The following is a 22,478-nucleotide window of genomic DNA, read 5'->3' as shown; positions in this document are numbered from 1 at the left end:
GTTCAAAGATGGAAAGCTTATATTCGTAAGTCCCAATAAGAAGGCTACTTCGAATATTCGTTACAGTACCAAAGCTTTTGTAATAAGGGCTGATACTACATGCGATAAGCTTTCGAACAGTAAATCTGCGGCCGTGGATCCTGATCGCGCTCAGTGCGGACCGCTTACTGGAGGCAAGGAAGAATACTTAAGAGTCGACTTATATGATAATAAAGGAAATAGAAATAATGAACAATGGAAACTTCCGTATTTAAATAAAGATGGAGGTGATCCTAATGAGTGCGAGTACGCGCTGAAGCGTAAAATAGATTTGGGAAGAAAGTGCGACCCAATGATTGTTATAGCACATTTTGAAATAGACAAAGATGATTTTGTGAAGTTATTAACCAAACCACTGCATAAGAAATTTGAAAATTTAAAAGATGGACAGACCGTATATCTGAACACTATATTTCGAGTGATTAATGATCCTAAGTTTCCGGAATGGACTTATGAATTCACTCAATTGCGACATAATGGAAAAGGATACGGGAATACGGGGTATGGCGGAAGCGGCATATATGACGCAGAGCCCTGGGCCAATCCAAAGTTTTTTCGCAACTATTATGATGTACCCGTAACCTTTTACGGTTCGTACCCACTCGTCGTCCAATCCCAACTGGAAACGAATCGAAAGAATTCGCTTAAGAACGATACCGAAATAATAAGCACCTACGGTCCGCCAAATGATGAAGACTATGAGAGTGGCAAATGGCCGGCTTGGAAATATGCCAAAGGGAAAACAAAAGATAAAAAGGGTGTTCAGCTCGATAGGGTTATTACGAAAGATAATAAGACCTACGTGCTCCAGTGCTCCTATATTACAAGAATAGAAAATCCTGAGACGAAAAACTGTGACGATAAAGAAAAAGGGGAACCCTATTGGATCCGGGACGGCACGGTTACGGAACGGGAACCCCCAGTTTATGTAGGCGGCACTTATGTAGTCGCATTATATGGATTCGCAGACTGTAAGTGCAGTGCGGAAACGACCATTCCTAACAAGGATAAACTTGAGGGAGAAGTACCTGTAGACGATGAGGTCATAGGCAAAAAAGTGACCATGCAGGTCAATCTTCAGCAGAAGGAAGATGATTTGAAGGACTGGAAGGAATGGGTCAAGGGCAAGACGGACTTCGAGATTCGAATACGCGTTTGGCGTTCTGATCAAACCGATGTTCTGCAAGATCTGGCTAATACAGGGGAAAGGCCAGTCTGGTCCAAGAGTAAGGTATTGGAGCCCGCTACAGATGACGCTCCCAATCTGCGAAATAAGCTTGCCAATTCAAAAGCGCTGATAAGTTATCTGGACGGTAGTAAGGACAGCAAGGTATTGTTCGATGACGATTTGACCAAGTATCCGATACCTGAAGGCGGGACGGTCAGCTTCCGTTACAATGCAGATGTGTACATTTACGCCAAAGACGAGGCCGGCAAGGAAGTATTCAGGCAATGCATCAAGCTTAGCCCGTCAACGGAAATGACCTGGTATAGACCGAAAAAGCCGGATGTGGATGAAGGTTTTTTCTTTAGCGTGCCTAAGTATTATTCGGAAATAAAGGAAGGCTCACCGCAAACCTCCGGTACAAGCTCGAATGAGACATTCGATGCTATGTCTGGGACACCGACGACCCGCAATCTTTATTTTGCAACAGGCGGATCCGAGTTTATTGTAGATGTTCAAGTAGAGTATGTGCCTAAGGTGACACAACAGCGAACATATAAATCCGAATTCAAATCGGTAGTGAACGGTTGGGCAATGGAGTCCATTGATGGAGGAAAGTCCGATCCGGCGCCCGCCAAGCCGGCTGCCAGAGTTGTAAAGGATGCTTGCGGCGTCTCTTTTACAGAAGAGGTTACTCAGACGAGCGCACCTTATATTAAGGGATATACTACAGGTGAAAATCCTCAGCCAATTTATGGAACGGAGTACGGATGGTATCAATCCGGGCATCCAAACACGAAAGTGGGGGGATATATCGATGAATGGACGCAGACGGTAACCTTCGATTATATGAAAATCGAGAAGGCAGTAGTATGGAAGATTGAACGCTCCGAAGTGAATGGAATGGCGACGCTGGTGGGCACAGATGAGGTTACCGCCAATGTTAAACAAGGCGATCCAACCTGGTTCTACAATCGTGCCACCGATACGAGCGCATCCGGACGACTGCGTTATTCGGTTGAGACCAATCAGCATGATACGGTGTATTGGAATGAAGGCGACTCTGACAATTGCCTGAGCAATTCCAAGGCAGGCCCTGTCAACGAACAAAAGAAATTCGATGAGCGCCGCAATACAACCGGCAATGTAACAGCAGTGTCCGATTTTCTGATCTTGCAAACCTCCTCGGGCGACCAGTCTGTGATGTATTTCGAGAAACAATCGAATACTGCAAAAACGACAGAGCAGTTGGATGTTCCTATAACGGACTTCGCTACAATGTGGACTAACAATCCGTTATCTGCAGCTAATTGGAGCAAGCAAGATACGATTCATATCGGATCGTACAATGGAAACTATGGTTCTCCTTCCAATAAGTATTCACCGGCAGGAGGCAGTACTGTCAGCACCGTATTCGACAGCAAGCCTGCAGGACTAAATAGGCCTGCCCGTCCTTCGGCTGCTCTAAGAATCATGCAGACTGGCTTGGATGTGCCGGATTGGCTTCCGAATGGGGAGTACATGACCGGAACGTCCAGACTGTTTTATAGCAATGTGTTGAATGATAATCCCGATAAATTGCCGACTGCCTATCCTGTGCAGCAGGATGCTCATTTTGGCGGGAGAGGGCTGAGCTATACAACGGCGTATTCTCCCATTCATTCTAAAGTCAATGATGTCGTCATCCATAATCCGGTCTCTGTGCAGGACGCATTAGTCATACCGTTGTCTTCCCACCTGGATCAGCGGACACCGGAGTCGAAAGCAATCGGCGGGAATAATCAAGAAGGCATTGCAGAGTACCAGCGTATTCTTGATCCGAATTACCGGCAGAACATTATTGCGAATCCGGATGCCGAGATTGTGAATGTGAACGGTACAGTTGCGGGCTGGAATACTTGGGTAGCGACGGGTGATGCGGCCAATATTGTATTTACGCACAGAGCCAAAGATACATGGGTCATCGGTCCGGGCCAAAAAACATTTGAGGTCAATACTCTGGCCAAGTCAGGCACGACAGGCGGCTATTGGAAGGATATACCGGTCAAGCCTGGCACGGAATATCAATTCGATGGGGATATCAGCTGCCATAGATGTACCGGATATTTCTCGCTAAACTTCTATACTTCTGATATGAAGTCCACCGGATCAGCTATCGGAGCCAACTCTCCTGTAACGGCGACAGGAACAGCGCAGCACAAAACGTTTACCTTTACAAGTCCGGCCGATGCGGCTTACCTTCGGGTTCATATGATAAAAGGCAATAATGTGGACTCCAAGTCTTATGATAGAGATTATTTGTTTGCCGATAATCTCTCGCTTAAAAATATGAGCAAGCAAGAGTTTGTGGCAGTTGAGCCAGTAGCTGTAACCGAAGAGATTGCAAATCCGGATTATAGACCGGCAACCCCTGCCAAGGCACAGACATTTGAATATACGGGAGCTGAACAAACCTTTAAAGCGGAAGGATCAGGCACGTATACGATTGAAGTGTGGGGCGCCCAAGGCGGTACGACAGCCTATGGCGGCAAAGGGGGATATGCTAAAGGCGAGATAAACCTGAATGCAGGGGAAACGCTCAATATATATGTCGGCGGCAATACGGGGTGGAACGGCGGCGGCTCTGGTCATGGAAGAGATACAGAGTCTGGCGGCGGCGCATCCGATGTCCGCAAGGGCGGAACTTCCTTGCAGCATCGCATTATTGTAGCAGGAGGCGGCGGCGGACCTAGCGGTACCCGCCAGGGCGGCTCCGGCGGCGGTGAATCCGGCGGCATAGGCGATGACGGATATGGAAGCCCGGGCACAGGCGGCACCCAAACCTCAGGCGGGGCAGGCGGCTCTAATTATGGAACTGCCGGGACCTTGGGTCATGGAGGTAGCAATACCGCAGGCACACGCTCCGGCGGCGGCGGCGGCGGTGGCGGCTGGTATGGAGGCGGAGCGGGCGGCAACGACTACCCAAGCTATGATGATCCGGATGATTCCGGCGGCGGCGGCGGCTCTGGTTATATTGGAGGCGTTCAGAGCGGATCCATGCAAAGCGGTATCCAAAGCGGCAACGGCAAAGTCTCGATTTCTGTTCCAGATCTCCCTGCATCCGGCAGTCCAACGAAACCGATCACAACACTAGCCGGGGGTTCGGATACCTCGCCTCCATCGGATGCTTACATCTTGGTACCGGTAACAGTGAATCCCAATCAGCCAGCCGGCGGATATACCCCGGGCAAATTCATTTTGCTCGATTACAAGTTCCAGCTCTACTTCCCTAACACGGGCGACTTCTTTGGCAATGGCCAATGGGGCTGGTCCCAGACAACGGAGATTCGGGGAAAAGGCTTCACGGATAATATGGACACGACGGAGTGGACTCGAGCGAAATCTGTCAAATTTGACTTTAACGTAATCTATGATAATTCATTATATCTTGCCAATGAGTGGATTCCGTTAAAGGTAGATCAGACCGTGTTCGACTTCTATTTGCCACTAGCCAACAGAGAGAAGATAAGCGCACTCGTCGAATGGAAGAGCATTGCGATTAACGCTGCATATGAAGACAATGATACGCCAACTAATAAGGTCAGATATAATACGCCATTGCCATTATCGGCTAAGCACAGTACGAACAAGAAGTATGACATTGATGTGGTGGGACGAATCGGCAATATGACCATTCAGGATACCGGCGATTTCCGATTCTCCAATTTGTTCAAGAAACCGTTGAATCCTATACAATGGCTAATTCCGAACGTTGTGAAAAAGGTGGATCCTTATACGCAAAATCATATTGTCGGAGATAGGGTCACGATACTAGGTGATAAGGTTGATGTACCAACAAGGTATCTCAATACATGGGGATTGCTAGGACATCTCGAACGGGAACCTATCTCATTCCCTCTATCCGCGGAAAAGAACAATATTGAAGCCCTGAAGAAGCAGCCGCTCCGTCTAGGCTATGAGGTGTTCACGGATATTCAGACCATGGGGAATTATTATGGCAACCTGCAGATTACGCCTTATTATTACCATTTGAATTTGCAGAGCGGAGTGATTACGCCGGTAGACATATATATGAAGGTCGGCGATAGTTATCAGGCCATTAACAAACATGGAGCGGTGCAGCCGAGTTGGAACCCGTCGACCGTATATTCCAATGCGGTGACATTAAATTGGGAAGAGCGGGATGTCAGGAGACGGAATGTAACCGTGCCGGAAACCGACTTGACTAATCGCATAGCGGCGCTCTTCGCAGAGTCTGGCGGAGATAACATAACGGGCAAGGCTTCTGAGCCTTATGGAATCTATCCGTATGGCAACTCTCAATTGATGCAATTGACAGGCCGCAACAGAACCTATATCGGCCAGGACACAACCTACGGCGCCGACAAGAATCCGGGGAACAGGCTGTCTATTCTTGAATATGCCATGCAGGCGCAACGGTGGCATTATTCTTATGTGCTCCCTTCGTCAGCTGTAGCGGTACGGAAAGGGCAGGCGGCGACCCAAGCTAATATTAATGCCCTTCGAAGCAATACGGGGGTTATCTTGCTGGCAGCCGATATTGTGGCTGTCGGCGATACGTACTCGTTGCAGTACAAAGCGCCTAACGGCAATGGAGGCCTGCAACTAGCAGGAACCTCATGGCCGCTTAACAGCATTCCCTATCCTGTAGTGGCTGTGTATTCTTCGAATAAGTCTTCTGCGGACGATTTGCAGATATCGGGTACTCATTAACAGATTGAGGGGGAGAGGGGGAGCCCCTTTTCCCTTCCTTTATATTCGCGACTAAGCGAGTGTGCTTTTTGCCTTATAGCAAGTTCGTTACAGGAAAGGACGAACAGTTATGAAAGCTCAGAGAATCATGATTTCTATTCTGTCTATGATGTCGTTATTCTGGCTAACAGGAATTTATGGAATAACGAGCGAAGCATATGCGAACGGTAGAACGGCCGATCAGCCCTCCGGCTGGGCAGCCAACGATGTATCCTACATGATTAAAGCCGGATTGGTCCCTGATGGTCTTCAAGGGAATTATACAGCCAAAATTACAAGATCCGAATATGCATCGCTAGTTTATCCCGTAGTGGTTCAATTAGTTGGGGGCACTAATCATATGGATCATATCCTCAATGAGCATTTGTTTCAGGATACGATTAATGCAGAAGTATATCATGTATATAAACTAGGAATTGTAAACGGAATTAACGATCTTGAGTTTAAGCCTGCAAGAAATATCGAGAGAAAAGAAGCGGTTGTGATGATGGGCAATCTGATGAAATCGCTGCGTCTAGAAGGCTTGTCCTATGATAAGGCGCCTTATGTGGATTACTCCGTTATCCCTTCCTGGGCTGCAGAGTCAGCCAACATCACCTACCATGCAAAAATTTTTCAAGGAACTGCAGCAGGTATGGAGCCTGATAAGCCATACACAAGAGAACAATCTATTGTCACCATGAAACGGCTATTGGATTTTGCATCTGAAGTCAAAGGCGTTTCATATAGAGGGAAAGTCTATGCTGATTTGGACACCATCTTCGATGTAAGAGTAGGGGCGAACTATGTGAAGATTGGCTCCAAGAAAAGCCCAAAATCTGCTTTGGAACTATGGGAATCGGTATCGCACAACTTCCCTAATGTCGCGATTAACGGAAAGACAGCTGAATCGATTCGCAGCAATAATTTCATCATAGAAACTTTGGGAGCCGATTATTTGATCAAAATTAGCTGGTAGACCATGCACCGACAACTAGACCGACACCATCGCAAAATTGATAAGAGATCGGGTGATGGGTAATGGCGCTTAGCAGCGTTGATTTTGATAGGTCAGAGGGTGCCTTGACCCGGATGGGGATACTCCTTCGCCAGACGGGGAATACTCGGCGGGATGTATTCATGGTTACGGGCCAAGTAGATGCCGGAATACGGGCAAGGCGAAGTATTGGCACACGGTTGAGCCGGGTATCGGAAGCCATTCGCCGGCTAGAGGAAGCGTTAATGGCTGTCCAGGGGCATCAGCAGCAAGGGATCGAAAGCTGGCGCAATACCGAACGAGGCGTGGTCTATTCCGCTCAGACCATGGAAGACCGTATACGGGCAAGCCTCAGAGAGGCTCAGTGGCGGGAGCGGTATCAGGATCTTATTGACTTGGCGGAAGCTGGCATGGGGGCTGCATCAGAGTGGGCGCAGCGGATGCTGGATCAGAAGAAAGCGGCATACGACTGGGTCGAGCAGCATCGGGGTTTGGTTGATCTGGCTAACTCGGGAATGGGCGGGGCTTCTGAATGGGCGCAGCGCATGCTGGCATCCAAAGCCAGCGAAGTAGAAGGGCTGCTATCGGAGATTCAGGCACTAATGCCTGAAGCGGCTAGCTGGCTGGAAGCCGGCCGGAAACCAGCAGGTCCTGGTATTTCGTCAGCTGACCGTTACGCATTCGATGACGACCGAAACCAGTTTGTATTCAACACCGACGGAGGCCAAAAGCAAACGCTTAATCTAGAGAATCTGGAGTACGCGCTATGGATTTATAACGGATTGGATTGGCGGGAAGTGCCGCTAATGACCGGCGATATCATGGTGCAAACCCGGAATTTCGATGGTGATAAATTGGAGGCCTTTCTGAAGTTTGCACTGGAGCAGGGCTATGACCCGCGGACGTTCGAGAAGGTGGGTCCTGGCGGGATCGACCAAGCCGAAGCGCTAAAGTATATTGCGGAACGAAAGCATTATTTTGATACGACAGAATTTGTGTTCAAGCAGGATGTAGTCACAGCGTTTATATCCGGTTTCGGCCAAGGGGTGGCCCAGGTATTTGAAGATGTGGCAGGCCTGGCGGTGCAGGTATATGAAGATCCTGTGGGGACAATGAAGGCGCTCAAGGACGGAGCGGTTCAATTCGTGGTCGATCTGGAGGCAGAGGCCAAGAAGCTGATAGCGGACCCGGAGAAATACATGAAGGAAAAATGGGGCTCGCTGGAGGCGGCGTACCAGGCATTTGCCAAGATGAGCCCGGAGGAGAAGTCGAAGGCGATTGGCCAGTTGCTAGGAAACGTGGCGGTATCAGCCATTCCGGTAGGCGCTGCAGGCAAGGTAGCGATTACTGCTACAAAAGCTACGCTTCAGCAAGTTGAAAAGAAATTAATAAATAGCCTGGAGAAGGCTGTTGTGAAGGATGGGGATATCAAAAAGAAACCAAATGGCAGAGTTCCTAAATATAGTGATGAAGAAATTCAAAAAATTTTAAAGGAGACGGAGAATGGTATAAAAGCTCACCCCCTTAGACGGGCATATGAAGATGAAGTTGCTGGGCTAGCGCAGAAAGCAGAGGAATTATTAAAGCAAGGTAAATCAGAAGCAGAGGTTGCAAAGATAATGAACCAAGCGAGACGCGATGTGGGCGTTAAGTATAAGGATGTTACACCTGGACCATTGAGAGACTATATATATGCAGTCAATAAGGAGCGTTATGGCGGTGATCCGTTAGGACCGACATATGAGTTTTTAAAGGCAGATGGTAAAACGGACGCACAAATTATTAAATCTTCGTCCAGACCAAATCCTGATGTAAATAAACTGCTTTCGGGATTTGAAGAATGGTTAAGGGGGCAATAAAGTAATGAATAGTATTGAATTGAAAAAGTATGGTTTTGGAGAGTACTGCGAATTGGACTTAATAACTGGAAAAAAAGAGTTTTCGACAATAAAGAAAATTCCGGGGTTTACTGGGCTTTATTATATGGATCAAGCTAGTTTTTTTGCAATCTATCCAACAAAATCAGGGCCATGCATCTATTATGGAGGTAAGGAATTTTCAATAAACAAGGAATTAACAATTTCATTATTGAAAAATGATAAGCAACGTAAATTTACAATTTCAGACTATGACATAGAAATTGAATACAGAGAGTCTCCATACATTGATTTTGATGTATGGTCAGAGGAAGTCGATGTAGATCTATTTTATATGATAGAACAGAGTTATAAGAGTGATGATTTTTATGAAAGATATACAAGTCAAACTAAACACTAAGTAAAGGAATAATTTTTGTAATATTCAAAAGCTCTTTCCAACTTGAAAAATAAGTAGGAATGAGCTTTTTTAAGCAGAACTAGAGATCATAGAGAATGACTAAATGATATGTATCTTGAAGCCGAGTCTAACATGGGGAGCTGCATATGCAATAAGCAAAAAGGGAGAACTAAGACTCATTGCTGATTTTTCAGATGAACCAGATAAGTTGCATGAATATCTCCAAGTCATGTCAAATCATTTTAAAGAGAAAGATTTATAATATAACGTTCAGATTATAGAACTGCTAACGATAGAACAATTTATTCTGGTCGTCCGTGGTAACCACCTGAGGAGGAGTAAATTTGGCTTCATATGTATTGCTTCTAAAAGAACACGAAGATGACGAAACAGTTGTTTATAGGTACGGTCCAAATGAAGATGTAATGGGGAAGATTGAATTGAATAAGATAACCAAGATGTTTTCTGAATTAGAAGCGTTATCTGATCCTAACCTTCCAAACCAATTTTATTTTGATAGAGCGGCTCAAAGACTCGCGGTTTGCTTAATTAAAGAGGGAGGGATATTTCCAGATAAAACTGCATTTGAATCATAATTTTAAGAGAGAAAAAATAAAATGATGTGAAAATCGAATGTAGAAGAAAGGGGTGCCCTTTTTGAAAGAGTACATTCAAGAGATTACTTTGGAAGATGCGAGGGAGTTAGCGAATCAAGTAGCATATTCTAAATTAAGTGAATATAGACGATATGAAAGTATTCCTTTATTAAGAGAGGAATATCATGAGGCAGAGTGTTGTTGGTTTTTCTTTAGAAATAAAGAAATTGAAGGGCCGGATGATGGATTTCGTTCTTGGGACTATGCCTATTCAGTAAGTAAAAAGAGGAATGTAAGCACGGTAGTCGATCTAACAAATGAGCCAGAAAAATTAAAAGACTATATTGAGAAATTCTCAGGCCGATGTAAGGAGTTGGGGTTATAATGACTAATTTTTCTGCTTGGCTAAAGTTAAGTGCAAGTATTTCAGGAAATTCACAGCAGAGCTGCTTGTTACAATGTCCTGAATGTCGTAAAGAGGCGATATATTTTCAATATACAGGGAACAGTGAAACAAGAATTGGATGTTTAGATATATGGTGTAATTCATGTATGAATGGCATTCATTTCTCTAGAGTGCGAGCGCCTGAATTCGTTGATCTAATCACTTTTGACGATAAGAAAAGTAAGAGAAGAATACCGAATTTCAAACAAGTGAGACGATAATAGTCCATTATTTCCAATGGGGAAGTAAGTACAATTCACATTTCACATAAGGGACTTAAATGGGTACTAGAAACAAATGATATCCCTGTCGCGCCATTTTTGTTAACGAATAACCTTGCTTTAGACAAGCAGTTTTATGGACATATAAATGCAACGTTAACTGATTTTTCAAAAAGGTATTTGATCGAGATGAAAAGGGGAGTTATCTAATCATAGCTTCAGATTTTTTGGGTATTATCAATTATGAAAAAAAACTCCTTAGTGTTGCAGGCTTATTCTGAAGGCAAGATTTTTATAAAGGATAAAAAAGTCTTTTTTAGCGAGTGGGAAAAAGAATTTGGGATCATAGTGAGTGCTCTTGAGTAACTAACGTACAGTGCTTGGTCTGCGTATTTCCAGTTCGACGTTGTGTCGTTAATGGATTATATATATGTAAAAAGGCTTATTCCCGTTTTATTAAAACGCGGGAGTAAGCCTTTTTAATTCTGTATTTGGAAAATAGAGTGCCCTGAGAACTAATCGATGAATTAATTTCACAGCAAATAAATCGAAAAAATGATCGAATAGTCCCGAATTTTGTAAGAATAAGTATTTAAGGCTTAGGAAAAATGTGCTAATATATACATGGGAACATTCGGGATCGCGAATATAGAAAAACAGTAATAGAAAAGATTTACTAATACGTTTGGAAATCAGCATGAAAGTACAGGAATGGGAAGTGAACGGTGAATAGGACGCTAATTCTTTCAATTGCTCTTTTCTTAGTTGGCTGTTTGGGAGTGTCAGCTCAATCCGTACAAGGGACTGCTCCCAGCTCTTCATTCTCCATAAGTGCGCTGCAATCTGACAGCAAGTCGATCTTTATGGCCAATTCCAAGGCAGATGCGTCACTAGTGTTCAAAGTACAAGTGAGCAATATCGCTAGCCAAGAAGCGGCGTTCAAGATTTATGCTACAGATGTATTATCTACCTTAAGAGGCGGCTGGAGCTATCCCTCAAGCTCAGAAGAGAATCGTCTTGTAGGCACTTGGTTTGAAGAGCCAGTGAAATCAGGCTCTCTTAAAGCGGGAGAGTCTGCCGAGTATAGCTTTACGCTAAAAGTTCCCGCCAATATCCAAGATGGCCAGTATATCGGTGCCATTGTCCTCGAAGAATTTATCCCTGCGCAAACAGTCACCAATGAGTCCGGAATGTCAGTCTTATCGGACATTTATATCAGGCAACCCATACAGACCGTAATAAATTTAAATGAGGCAAAAGCTGCTCGTCAAATCCTCATAGATCCTATCTATCACCAAATCGAGGAGAATGGTCTAATCACGATTTACATTCCTCATAGAAATACAGGAACCATACTGGTTAAGCCTTCTGGATTATTGACGCTCAGGAACTCATCGGGAACCATCATTAAGTCCGAACAATATGCTATGGATTCTGTATATGTGGGCACAACTGGACTCTATGATATGAGATTGCCGGATCTATTAAGTTCGGGTGATTATGTACTGACTTATCAAACAACTTTTCAAGGCGGCGATTTAGAAGGCGAATATTCATTCAGTCTTTCTCCGAGAGAAGTCGTATCCACTATTAATAAAGCAGAGCAGATTAATCCTACGTATAAGCTTAGTTTCATAGAATTTATATACATGTACTGGATATGGTTTTTAATTATTATGATTACTTTTCTTTTATTGATGCTCTTTATTATCTTTCTCCTCTGGAAAAGGAAGAAGGAGAAGAGGAAAGAGTCAGAGACAATTCAAAGGGAGGCAATAAGCAATGTTGAAGCAAACGATAAGAATGGTATTGGTATTTAGTTTGTTAATGGCTGCGATTGCACCGGGAACAACTTACGCGACAGGCAATTTATTGAACAATGGCGGATTTGAGGTGCATGCATCCGGCAATACGGCTGATCATTGGACTTTCCGTACAGAAGGAGCACCTGATTCTTATATAGCAGAGCTATCTACTGCAAGCGTGAGCGAAGGAGCTTATGCTCAGAGACTGTCGCAAGACGGAACGACTGTTCCGGGACAAACCTTGAGAGTTGTCAACAAAATCGACTCCGGCTTTACAGCAGGCGACTCCTTTCAATTGACCTTCCAAACTAACATTACCTCGCTGGCAGAGGCTAAGCTTAGAGCAAAGGTTGAGTACTATAAGGCTGACAGCACTTACCTGGGCCGGTCGCTCAGAGAAATAACAAATGCCACATCAGACTATTCCGCATATGAAGTAACCGCATTGGTGCCTGCAGATACAGACCTTATGGTCGTTGCGTTCGAGGTGGTCATTAACGCAAACGGCGGCTATTATAACCTCTTTATTGATGATGTTCAGTTACAGCGCTTGGTATCGGTTGGAGATACTACCCAAGTTGGGATCATTGGAGGCGATTTGAAGCTTAATACCGTTTCCGGATCCTTTATGGATGTACAGTTGAATCATCAGACGACTATGACAACTACCATGACTACAACAGCTAATATTACAGATAATCGGGGCAACGGCGAGGGGTGGGCAGTCAAAATCTCAGCAACAGATTTCTTCAGCCAGGATCTGGCTGATCCGTCATCTGCCGGCAAGGCTTCATTGGTGCTCAAGCTTCCTGTGTCCAACTTGCAATTGGAGACATCAAGCGTAAACCTGGTATCCGGGCAGCCTGTGGATGCTACATATGGTCCAGCCGCAAGCAGTTTCACAGCGAGCAACTTCAGCCAAACTGTCGTAAGAGCACAGCCGGGATTCGGCATGGGCTCCTATAACGTGCCTATTCGCTATACGCTATTGGTTCCTAAGACACTGGAGATCATCAGCCTGACAGGTACGGATAGCAAATTTAAAGTTGGCGATTATGTAGGTACCCGCGAAGGTTATTATACGGCGACTTTGAATTTTACAATTGGTACCGGACTTTAATCTGATTGGAATCTATCTATACTTATATAACGTTAATTCCAAATTGGTTTAGGTAAGGAGAAGGATTTTGGGAGTCCGATTAGCAGAGGTTGTAAACCGGTTAGAACAGTTGGAATTTTATTTAGTTGAATTAGAATATTTTGATGACTTCGAAATTGTTCTAAGGGCTTTGAAGGAAGATAGTTGTGAAGTGCTAGATGTAATTGAAGGTGTATACTCCCGGATAGCAAAGTGCAATAAGAATGGTATTGAATTTAATTTAGTGTATCACGAAGATGTCGGCATATATATCCATTCTATAGTTCAGACAGAATCCCATAATCAATTTATTAAAGACTATATTATAAGCATAATTCCCAGGATTGAAAAAATACTTTCCCGTTTGTACACGGAATAACAGGGCGTCAATATTCCACGGGAGTATATTTGCAATGTTAATCCCGCAGATTTTTATGCATCCCTTTTATCTATCAATTGAGGATTGTTTTTTCTTAAATCCCGAAATTTGTCGAAAAAACCTTTGAATTCATAGGAAATATATGCTAGTCTCGTTCATAGGTATATAGTCATAGATGAAGGGGAGTTGGGTATGGGTGAGGTTAGTTATTACAGAAGACGCGGTCGGCTGATCGGAATGTCCATCTTCGGCATCGCCGGGACAGCAGTCGGAATATTTTTGGTTAGTTTGGCTATTCGCAATAGCAGTTTTATGATAGGAGCGATAGGCGGGCTAATGGCGGTTGCCTTAGCTGGTGTGTTTATTCATAACTTTAGGAATATGTTGAATGCAGATCCGGTTCTTACACTGTCTGAGAATGGGATTCTGGATCGCTCCACGTACATGTCTGGGGGACTGATCAAGTGGGAGGAGATTGAGCATATCAGCGTTGCAAGAGTGCAGGGCTGGGGCTTTCTAATCATCCACACTTATGATCGAAACCTTATGATTAATCGCTACAGCGGGTTCAAGAAGTTCCTGATTCTATTCAACAAAGGATTAACTGACGGACAAGTACATATTCCATTCCGGCTGCTCGCTTGCGATCCGCTTGAATTGCTGACGAATGTAGCGCAATTCTATGAGGTTAAGGGACTAGGCGAAACATCTTTGAATCTTTTTCTATCAACGGAGGGTTAACCATTGCGGAAATTATTATACTTATTATTAGCGTTAAGCATTCTATTAACGGCATGCAAAGCTAGCGAAAACGGCGAATCGGCGACGGCGCCGGAGAGTACGAAGGTTGTGGAGTCGGAAGTACCCTCCGGCGCTACCGTGCTGGATTTAAAGAAGAAATACGGCTCGGAACAAGAAAAGGCGATTATGCCTATTTATAATGTGGAGCAGGATAAGGAATTCATATTTGATTTTAATTTTGAGCTGTCAGATGCAGATCTCTCAATTAAAGATTTGGTCTCCATACATACAGACCAGAAGGTGCTTCCGGAAAGTCAGATTATGGCCACGATCTGGCATAATGTGAAGGAAAAAATGACGAGAGAGGAATTGTCGGATGGCAAAACCAGTGTATCCGTCAAACCCTTCACTGCTACTTTGGCGACAGATACGATGAGACAGAGCACTTCGGTATGGGGCGGCGCTCCTATCTACTATATTCGCATCAACTATGATATGGATGCGACAACTGCCACGAAGCTGGAGAAACCGCTCGTTATTCCATTTACGGTCAAATCGGATTTGCCTGTCCCGACCCTCCAATATGAAATTGATACTACAGGCCGGCTCTTGTTGTCCTGGAACGAAGTGGAGGGTGCGGAGAGCTACCGTGTCTATAAGCGCTCGAGGCCGACTATGGACCAGTTCAATCTGCCGCAGTCGAGCGCAGAGGAAGGTTATATAGGTCCTCATCCAATGGCGATTGCTGAGGTGACCGAGACGCAGTTCAACGACTTCATGCAAGATGGCGACGGCGGTCTGCAGATAACCGAGGCGCTGGACGAAATTAACTATTTTATTACTGCTCAGAACCGTCTGGTTCAAGGGGAATATTACGTTACCGCTGTTGCGGGCGACAAGGAGTCGGGCTTCAGTAAGCCGGTTGATACCGTTCCATTATCGAAACGCCTGCCGACTAAGATGATGGATAGTATTGTTTATCAAAAATATGCAACGGTCAAGGACTTGCCGGAGACCGTTGATGTGAAGTATATTGACGGATCAATCGCGCCGCGTCGGATGCATTATTGGACAGAGGAAGTCGTGATTGAAGGCAATGGAGCGGCACTAATCAAACATACAACTGACGGTACGGCCTTCGTTGGATACGTCAGTGTGAATTCATTTACGCAGGAAGAGTTGGACGCCTTGTCCGCGAGAACGGAGAAGGAAGCGAACGGTTATGTGCCGCCGAGCAATACGACAGACCACGTTCCAGATCCGACAGTTCCGACAATTATTACAGACACGCCTTCTGCGGATGACGAGGTTTCAGTTGTTACGGCCCAGAAAGAGAATACGAGCAGGACAGTTGATGAAGGGAATGCCCAGGCGGTCACAGTACCTGCCGTAGTGGCGGATGTTCCGGTTAATGCCGACTCGGCTCTGGAAGAATATTTGGCTCTTGGCTTGATTGACGGACAGGAGGAGCTTTCGCTGAAGGCGTTCCCGGAGGCGCAGAACTTCGATACCTTGACCGATGTTCTTCAAAAGGTCGTTTTTCAGAATCCAATGATTCTAGGCGTTAAGCAATATGCCTATGACTATAAGTCGCTTACATTGTTCGTTGCCTATGAGGATGACCGCGAGACGATTGCCCGCAAGCAGCAGGAGATCGTTGCAGAAGCAGCCCAGCTTGTCGCATCGATCTTCAAGGAGGGTATGTCGGAGGAAGAGAAGCATCTGGCTTTATATGAATATTTGAATGACAATACCGTCTATGACGATGCTGCGCTCGAGGAAGCGGAGAAGAATGGATTCAAGACGGTTGATCCGAAGTTCAACGATTCATTTACAACCTATGGCATTATGGTGAAAAAAGTAGGTGTATGCGCGTCCTATGCCTCTACGTACAAGATGCTGAGCGATCTGGCCGGCCTGGAGTCTGTTGTCGTCACTGGCGATATGAACGGCGTGCCGCATGCCTGGAATAAGGCGAAGATCGGCGGCTCATGGGTTCATGTAGATGCGACCAATAACGCGACCAATTCGGGTATTCCATTCTTGCTCTATGGCGCCAGCGACGACACGGCCTTGGCTTTGAATTTCTATCTGGACGAAGGTTATTGGCTTGACCATGAGCTGGATCAATTCGCATCAACGGATAATTCAATGGATTATTACGTGGTGAAGGGTCTGGAGGTCAACTCCGCCAATACATTTGCGAGCAAAGTTGCTGAACTGTTGCAGAGCGGTGACGACGACCTCATCGTTGTTCGAATGACGGAAGCGTTGTCGGATAATGAATTAAAGGACTCTTTGATCAAGGCTTTTGATCAAGCATCCGTTACCGATCTGTCCAACGTTCAAATCGGATCGCTCGGCACGTATTATATGATTCAGCGGTAGAATGCCGCCGGTTCCTTCTAGCGTTCGGCCTATGGTATACTGTTTGCGACATACACAATTTGAAGCAAACCGTGATGAACAGAGCCGTACGGGCTATTAGATGGAGGAGCAATGCTATGTCTGACGGCAATTCAATGGATCCGAATCATGAAGTGTTCAAGAGCTTTCCGGGCGGGGTCACCTTAAGCTGGGGCCTGGTGAAGAAGCCGACCAGGGGGCCGAAGGGCGAGCTTAGCATCGCCCAGATTGTTCAGACTGCGATCGAGATTGCGGATCGTGAAGGCCTCGCAGCCTTGTCTATGGGCAAGATCGCGAAGTCGCTGGGGTTTACCACGATGTCCCTGTACCGATATGTCTCGAGCAAAAATGATCTGCTGCTGCTCATGCAGGACGCGGCATGCGATATTCCCGTGCCTGAAGAGCAAGCGGAGCGGGATTGGCGAGAAGAGATGCGCGAATTTGTCAGAGCTTGCGTAGGCATATTCCGCGAACACCCCTGGTATAGCGACATTACGATTCGCAATGTGCCGTTAACGCCTAATACACTTAGGCTGATCGATTGGACGCTGCGAATCATGCGGGACTTTCCGCTTAGTGATTACGAGAAAATGTCCTTTGTGCTGCTGCTGAACAGCTATGCCAGAGCATGCGGCCTGATTGAGCGGGATAAGGACGTGATCATCAAGGAAGGCGACGACAGTCTGGAGGCGTTCAGCGGATTGGCCTACTCGGCTGGCCTGAAGGCGCTCGTCAAACAAGCAGACTATCCGCATCTGTATCCGGTCCTAATGGGCGGCGCTTATACGGGAGAGGCGGACAATCCCATTGGCGACGACCTCGCATTCGGACTGGAGCGCATCCTCGACGGCATGGAGCAATATATGGAGACTAAGAAGGCATTAGGTGAATAGAAGCAAAAAGCAGCGATTCGAGTATAGTCGAGTCGCTGCTTTTTTTAGGATGAAGTCAAAAGGATTAACGGCGGCCCGCTCTCATGCGGAAGGCAACTGCGCACCAGATGAGGGACAGGAGCAGAATGCCTGCGCACCAGAGAAGCGCGATCCACCCATTGTTCCCGATAGGTCCGCCGATGAGCAGCGCCCGAAGCGCCTCAATGACCGGTGTAATAGGCTGATGGTTCGCGAAGCCTTGCAGCCAGGACGGCATCGTGTTGGTCGGGACGAATGCGCTCGACAGATAAGGGAGGAACAGAAGCACAAAGCCGTATCCGCCGGCGGCAGCCGGGCTTCCTGTCACAAGGCCGATCGCTGCGAACAGCCACGTGTAAGTCAGGATAAACAAGACGACCAGCCCAAGCGCGAACAGCCAGTCGCTCAAGCCCGCCTCAGGCTGGAAGCCGAGCAGAAGCGCAACGCCAATGACGATGCATGTCGCCAGCATATTGCGGGCAACGCTTGCGACGACATGCCCGGTCACTACGCTGACGGCTCTAATCGGCATCGTCCGGAAGCGGTCGATGATGCCGTTCGTCATATCTGTCGCCACATCGATGGCGGTGCTGGAGGATCCAAAGCCGGCACATAGCAGAATGATGCCGGGAACGACATAGGTGACATATTGTCCTGTTGTATCGATGGCGCCTCCGAATACATAAGTGAACAGCAGCATAAGGAAGATAGGGAGGAGTATCGCCATCAGCAGCGATTCAACGTTGCGCAGGCTGTGGCGCAGGCTTCTTCCAATAAACACAAGATTGGTTGTCAAGAGCGACGGCGATTTCTGGACCGCTTTGGCACTATTCATGAGATGGACGCCTCCTTTGTTGCGGTTGAGGTCAAGGCCAGGAAGACATCGTCCATGCTCGGTTTCCGTATTGTGATTTTGGTGTCGGGGTGGAAAGCATGCGCGGCGCTGTTCAGCACTTGCCTCACATCGGCCAGCCCCCCGGATGTCGGATAGGTGCCTATAAGCTCATCCTGGCTATTGCGCAATTCGATGACTTCGCCGCCTACCCGTGACTTCAGCTCATCTGCTGTCCCTGATGCGACGATCCGCCCTCCGTGTATGACAGCAATCTCATCAGCCAATTCATCCGCCTCCTCTAAGTATTGTGTGGTCAGGAAGACCGTGATGCCTTGCTGCTTAAGGCCAAGTATCATCTCCCAAAGCGTACGGCGGCTAATGGTATCCAGCCCGGTAGTAGGTTCGTCAAGAAAAAGCACTGGCCGATGCGTGACCAGGCTGATTGCCAGATCAAGCCTCCGCCGCATGCCGCCGGAATAGGCTTTGGCCCTCTTGTCTGCAGCGTCTTCCAGGTCGAATTGCCGCAAAAGCTCTCTTGTTCTGGAATTGGCGTCATCTGTTGACAAGCCGGACAGTCTGCACATCATTCGCAGATTCTCAGCGCCGGTCAGCAGTTCATCTACGGCAGCGAATTGCCCGGTTAAGCTGATGGAGCGTTTGACCTCCTTTTGCTCGGACTCGACGTCGAACCCGGCGACCTTGACGCTGCCTTCATCCAGCTTGGTTAAGGTAGACAGAATATGAATAAGCGTCGTTTTGCCTGCGCCGTTCGGCCCGAGCAAGGCGAAGATCGTGCCGGAGGGCACGGTAAGATTGACTCCTTTCAGAATCGCCGCCTTGCCGAACGATTTGACTAATCCTTTTACTTCAATCGCATTTTGGTTCAAGTGCAATCACCTCTGCTTAAATTGTTTATTATATAAACAGTATATGGTGCATACGGTATGCTTACCTCATCCTCGAGACTGAAATTTAGGCGGTCCGCTCGGATGAGATGGCATCAGCAAAGCCCCTGCAGCAGCCAATTCCATTGGCCGCCACAGGGGCTTTGCTTGTCCTATTGTTACTCATTCATTTGTCCATGCCAGTTTCTCACCACGACGCTTTAACCGCTTGGAACGTCTCCACTATGTCTCCATGAACGACGATATCGAACAAGCCGTCCATCTCAGTTGCCTCGCGGTTCAACAGAATTCGGCGGCCTTTGCTGTAGCGGGGCAGTTCCTTAACGGGATAAACCTTTAACGACGTTCCGATGGCCAGGAACAGATCGGCCTCCGCCGCTTCCTCAAAGGCTTCCTCCAGATGCTTCACCATTCCCTCGAATAGCACCACATCCGGTTTCAATATGAATCCGTCCTTGCCGCAGCGCGGAATCTCCTCGCTAATCAGATGCTCCAGGCCATAGGTGGTGCGGCACTTGGGACAGTGGGCTGTATGGATGGAGCCGTGCACATCCAGAATGCGGCTGCTGCCCGCTCTGCTGTGCAGCCCGTCAACATTTTGTGTAATAATGGTGACCTGCTTGCCGGCTTGTTCCAGTTCGCGCAGAAACAGATGGCCGGGGTTAGGCTCATACTGCCGGATCGCATGGAAATGGAAAATCGTTTTGAAATGTGCCCAGAAGGTTTTGGGATGACGGTGATAATACGTCTCCGAGAGGATCGTCTCCACGTCTAGCTCTTGATCGTATATGCCGCCGCGGGACCGGAAGTCCGGTATGCCGCTGGCCGTACTGATGCCGGCGCCGCTCAAGACGGCGATCCGTTTCGCTTGCTTAAGCGCTTCTGCCATTTGTTCGTTAGGATTCAAATCTCTCACCCCATTCAGTTGCATCACGAGCTTTAAAGTATTATATGAAAGACAGTCGGCTGTTTTGCTCGGACAGCCTTAATCTAATCTGCCTTACGTAGAATCGGACTTTTTCCGTTCCCGGAAGCGCCGAACCTTCATGAGATTGCCGCACATCTTGTCGTCGCAGAATCGTTTGGATCGATTGCGAGTATCGTCAAGAAACACCCATTTGCAGTTATTGTTTTCGCATATCCGAATTCGGCTGCCTAGTCCAGCAGCCAGCGACTGCGCGAAGCTGGCGGCTACCTCCGCCATTACGCTCCTCCAAGTGTGCTCTTGCGGCAGCCATACCATTTGAACGGCATCATCGTCTTGTTTTAATTGGCGTGTAGCTGGGCTTAACCCAAGCTTTTCATTAATGGCATCCACCATTTCCTGGGTTATGGCGGTATCCATAGATAATTGGATCGCAAAGCCCCTCAGACTTTCTCTAAATTGCTGCAAGCCCGCTATTTCCCCTGCTGGAATGGGAAGGGGAGCCTGAAGCTTCCAGGTTTCCAGGAAGGCAGCTTGCCATTTTGTCATGAGCAGCCGATCCTCCGTATGACCGTCGCCTCTCCAATCATGCCATAAGCTATTGGCAAAGTCGGTCCATAGCTTGTTCATTCTTGCTGACCTCCAACTTATATATGTAACCACCTATATTGAAATAGGTAGTTGCAATGAATAGTTATATATGGTACTTTTTCATTGTAACGTTCCAAATCAATAATAGCTAGTTACAAGTTGAGAGGAGCTGACGGGTTTATGGGATTGAGCAAGGTTGAGCTGCTGCTGCAGCAAAGGGAAGAGGCCTGGAATAAAGAAGGCTGGATTGTGCCGCTGGCCGTTGCGCTTGACGGATTGACGGCGAAGGCCGCAGCTTGGGAGCCGGAAGGGGGCGGCAACTCCATATGGCAGACGCTGCTTCATATTAATTATTACAATGAAGATTTGTTATACAGGCTGAAGGATCTGCCTTTGGGAACGCGAGTGGACAACAAAGCCACCTTCGGTACAACAGGCAGTGCAGATGACGAGGCGGGCTGGCAGGCTGTGGTCGCTAGAACGCATGAGCTGGCGAAAGGCCTGCAGGAAACCATCTCATCGCTGTCCGATGAAGATTTGGAGAAGCCGTTCGGCAACTCTACAATCGGGCAAGAGCTGGCCAGATGGCAGCTGCATGATGCGTACCATAGCGGCCAAATCGTACTTATTCGAAGACAGCTGGGCGTCTGGCGTCCAATATAACCGTTGCTCAACATGACAAGACGGCTCTCCGGCAGTTCGGAGAGCCGTCTTGTCATTCAGGATACTCCCATTCCAGAGTTTCTATCGTCTTCAGATAATCACCATCATTTTTCAACACCTTATAGCTGGTATGAATAGGGTGTTCCGTAATCGTGACGTAACGTTTGTCTGCTGTAATATCAAGATCGATAGAGCGCCCATCGGCATGATAGATCCGCAAGTGTATATCTCCGATTGAAGGCGTGCTTTTTACTTTCCACAGCTTCGTATTCGCCAGATCCCCCAAGATGCTCTGCATCGTTTGTTCATCTCTTATAGTCAGCCTGGCCAGATCGGATATTCGGTTAACGGTAATTTTAATCGGTTCGTTGTCTTCTAATGGCTTCAAGACTTGTTTTTGGAATGAAGTAAAGGTAAGCCGATCTGCAATAAGAACGGCACAGACGATCATCAACAAGATAGTTAGAATAGATCTATTCTTCATGAAGGCAGGCCTCCTTTGTGTAGTTGCAATCAAGCGTTCTTGCCATCTTTCCGTTCATAGTTTTTTCCAAGTATATTCGTCTTCCTGCTGAAGCGCAACGTAAAGTTCCGTGCTGCACATCGATTCTATGGAGAATAACTAAATTCATTAACCAAGCCTGCATACATAAATTAATGATTGAATTTCGCATTCATATGCGATAT

17 protein-coding genes are annotated in these 22,478 nt (G+C 46.8%); 12 read left to right on the top strand and 5 right to left on the bottom strand.

Going from position 1 to position 22,478, the window contains the following annotated elements:
* Positions 1 to 505 precede the first annotated feature (505 nt).
* The 11 genes from D3P09_RS16620 (at position 506) to D3P09_RS16565 (ending at position 17,854) form a co-directional block, all read left to right on the top strand.
* Positions 506 to 5,938: a glycine-rich protein gene (locus tag D3P09_RS16620; RefSeq protein WP_165867471.1), complete on the top strand. Its 5,433-nt coding sequence runs from the start codon at positions 506 to 508 to the stop codon at positions 5,936 to 5,938.
* Positions 5,939 to 6,047: 109 nt separating this feature from the next.
* The gene (locus D3P09_RS16615; protein ID WP_120112209.1) at positions 6,048 to 6,935 is read left to right on the top strand and encodes an S-layer homology domain-containing protein; all 888 of its coding nucleotides are present in this window, start codon (positions 6,048 to 6,050) and stop codon (positions 6,933 to 6,935) included.
* Positions 6,936 to 7,096: 161 nt separating this feature from the next.
* Positions 7,097 to 8,812 (top strand): SH3 domain-containing protein, encoded by a 1,716-nt coding sequence (locus tag D3P09_RS27920; RefSeq protein ID WP_207892505.1) that lies wholly within the window; start codon positions 7,097 to 7,099, stop codon positions 8,810 to 8,812.
* Between the two features lie 4 nt (positions 8,813 to 8,816).
* Complete coding sequence (locus D3P09_RS16605; protein WP_120112207.1) at positions 8,817 to 9,230, top strand: hypothetical protein; 414 nt, start codon at positions 8,817 to 8,819, stop codon at positions 9,228 to 9,230.
* A gap of 344 nt (positions 9,231 to 9,574) precedes the next feature.
* A complete protein-coding gene (locus D3P09_RS16600; protein WP_120112205.1) occupies positions 9,575 to 9,826 on the top strand; it encodes a hypothetical protein in 252 nt (83 codons plus the stop codon).
* Between the two features lie 61 nt (positions 9,827 to 9,887).
* Positions 9,888 to 10,211 (top strand): hypothetical protein, encoded by a 324-nt coding sequence (locus tag D3P09_RS16595; protein WP_120112203.1) that lies wholly within the window; start codon positions 9,888 to 9,890, stop codon positions 10,209 to 10,211.
* 1,006 nt (positions 10,212 to 11,217) lie between these two features.
* A complete protein-coding gene (locus D3P09_RS16590; RefSeq protein ID WP_133305020.1) occupies positions 11,218 to 12,312 on the top strand; it encodes a WxL protein peptidoglycan domain-containing protein in 1,095 nt (364 codons plus the stop codon).
* Positions 12,275 to 13,417: a WxL domain-containing protein gene (locus D3P09_RS16585; protein WP_120112199.1), complete on the top strand. Its 1,143-nt coding sequence runs from the start codon at positions 12,275 to 12,277 to the stop codon at positions 13,415 to 13,417. Before D3P09_RS16590 ends, D3P09_RS16585 begins: the two co-directional genes overlap by 38 nt.
* A gap of 589 nt (positions 13,418 to 14,006) precedes the next feature.
* Positions 14,007 to 14,555, top strand: coding sequence for an STM3941 family protein (locus tag D3P09_RS16575; RefSeq protein WP_120112194.1), 549 nt, complete (start codon positions 14,007 to 14,009; stop codon positions 14,553 to 14,555).
* Between the two features lie 3 nt (positions 14,556 to 14,558).
* The gene (locus tag D3P09_RS16570; RefSeq protein ID WP_120112193.1) at positions 14,559 to 16,943 is read left to right on the top strand and encodes a transglutaminase domain-containing protein; all 2,385 of its coding nucleotides are present in this window, start codon (positions 14,559 to 14,561) and stop codon (positions 16,941 to 16,943) included.
* Positions 16,944 to 17,059: 116 nt separating this feature from the next.
* Complete coding sequence (locus D3P09_RS16565) at positions 17,060 to 17,854, top strand: TetR/AcrR family transcriptional regulator (protein WP_120112191.1); 795 nt, start codon at positions 17,060 to 17,062, stop codon at positions 17,852 to 17,854.
* A 64-nt stretch (positions 17,855 to 17,918) separates the two neighbouring features.
* Here D3P09_RS16565 and D3P09_RS16560 read toward each other — a convergent pair whose 3' ends face one another.
* The 4 genes from D3P09_RS16560 to D3P09_RS16545 form a co-directional block, all read right to left on the bottom strand.
* Positions 17,919 to 18,707 (bottom strand): ABC transporter permease, encoded by a 789-nt coding sequence (locus D3P09_RS16560; RefSeq protein WP_120112189.1) that lies wholly within the window; start codon positions 18,705 to 18,707, stop codon positions 17,919 to 17,921.
* Positions 18,704 to 19,594: an ATP-binding cassette domain-containing protein gene (locus tag D3P09_RS16555; protein ID WP_120112187.1), complete on the bottom strand. Its 891-nt coding sequence runs from the start codon at positions 19,592 to 19,594 to the stop codon at positions 18,704 to 18,706. The genes D3P09_RS16560 and D3P09_RS16555 overlap by 4 nt, the downstream gene beginning before the upstream one ends.
* 205 nt (positions 19,595 to 19,799) lie before the next feature.
* Entirely contained in the window at positions 19,800 to 20,519 is a 720-nt protein-coding gene (locus D3P09_RS16550) for an NAD-dependent protein deacylase (protein ID WP_120112185.1), read from the bottom strand.
* Between the two features lie 93 nt (positions 20,520 to 20,612).
* Positions 20,613 to 21,167: a CGNR zinc finger domain-containing protein gene (locus D3P09_RS16545; RefSeq protein WP_120112183.1), complete on the bottom strand. Its 555-nt coding sequence runs from the start codon at positions 21,165 to 21,167 to the stop codon at positions 20,613 to 20,615.
* Positions 21,168 to 21,308: 141 nt separating this feature from the next.
* On the opposite strand from D3P09_RS16545, the gene D3P09_RS16540 reads away from it, so the two are divergent.
* Entirely contained in the window at positions 21,309 to 21,791 is a 483-nt protein-coding gene (locus tag D3P09_RS16540; protein WP_120112181.1) for a DinB family protein, read from the top strand.
* A 52-nt stretch (positions 21,792 to 21,843) separates the two neighbouring features.
* On the opposite strand, the gene D3P09_RS16535 is transcribed toward D3P09_RS16540, so the two are convergent.
* The gene (locus D3P09_RS16535; protein ID WP_120112178.1) at positions 21,844 to 22,275 is read right to left on the bottom strand and encodes a hypothetical protein; all 432 of its coding nucleotides are present in this window, start codon (positions 22,273 to 22,275) and stop codon (positions 21,844 to 21,846) included.
* Between the last annotated feature and the right edge of the window lie 203 nt (positions 22,276 to 22,478).

Source organism: Paenibacillus pinisoli (assembly GCF_003605435.1).
Classification (GTDB): Bacteria; Bacillota; Bacilli; order Paenibacillales; family Paenibacillaceae; genus Pristimantibacillus; species Pristimantibacillus pinisoli.
This window is presented reverse-complemented; position numbering and strand designations above follow the sequence as displayed.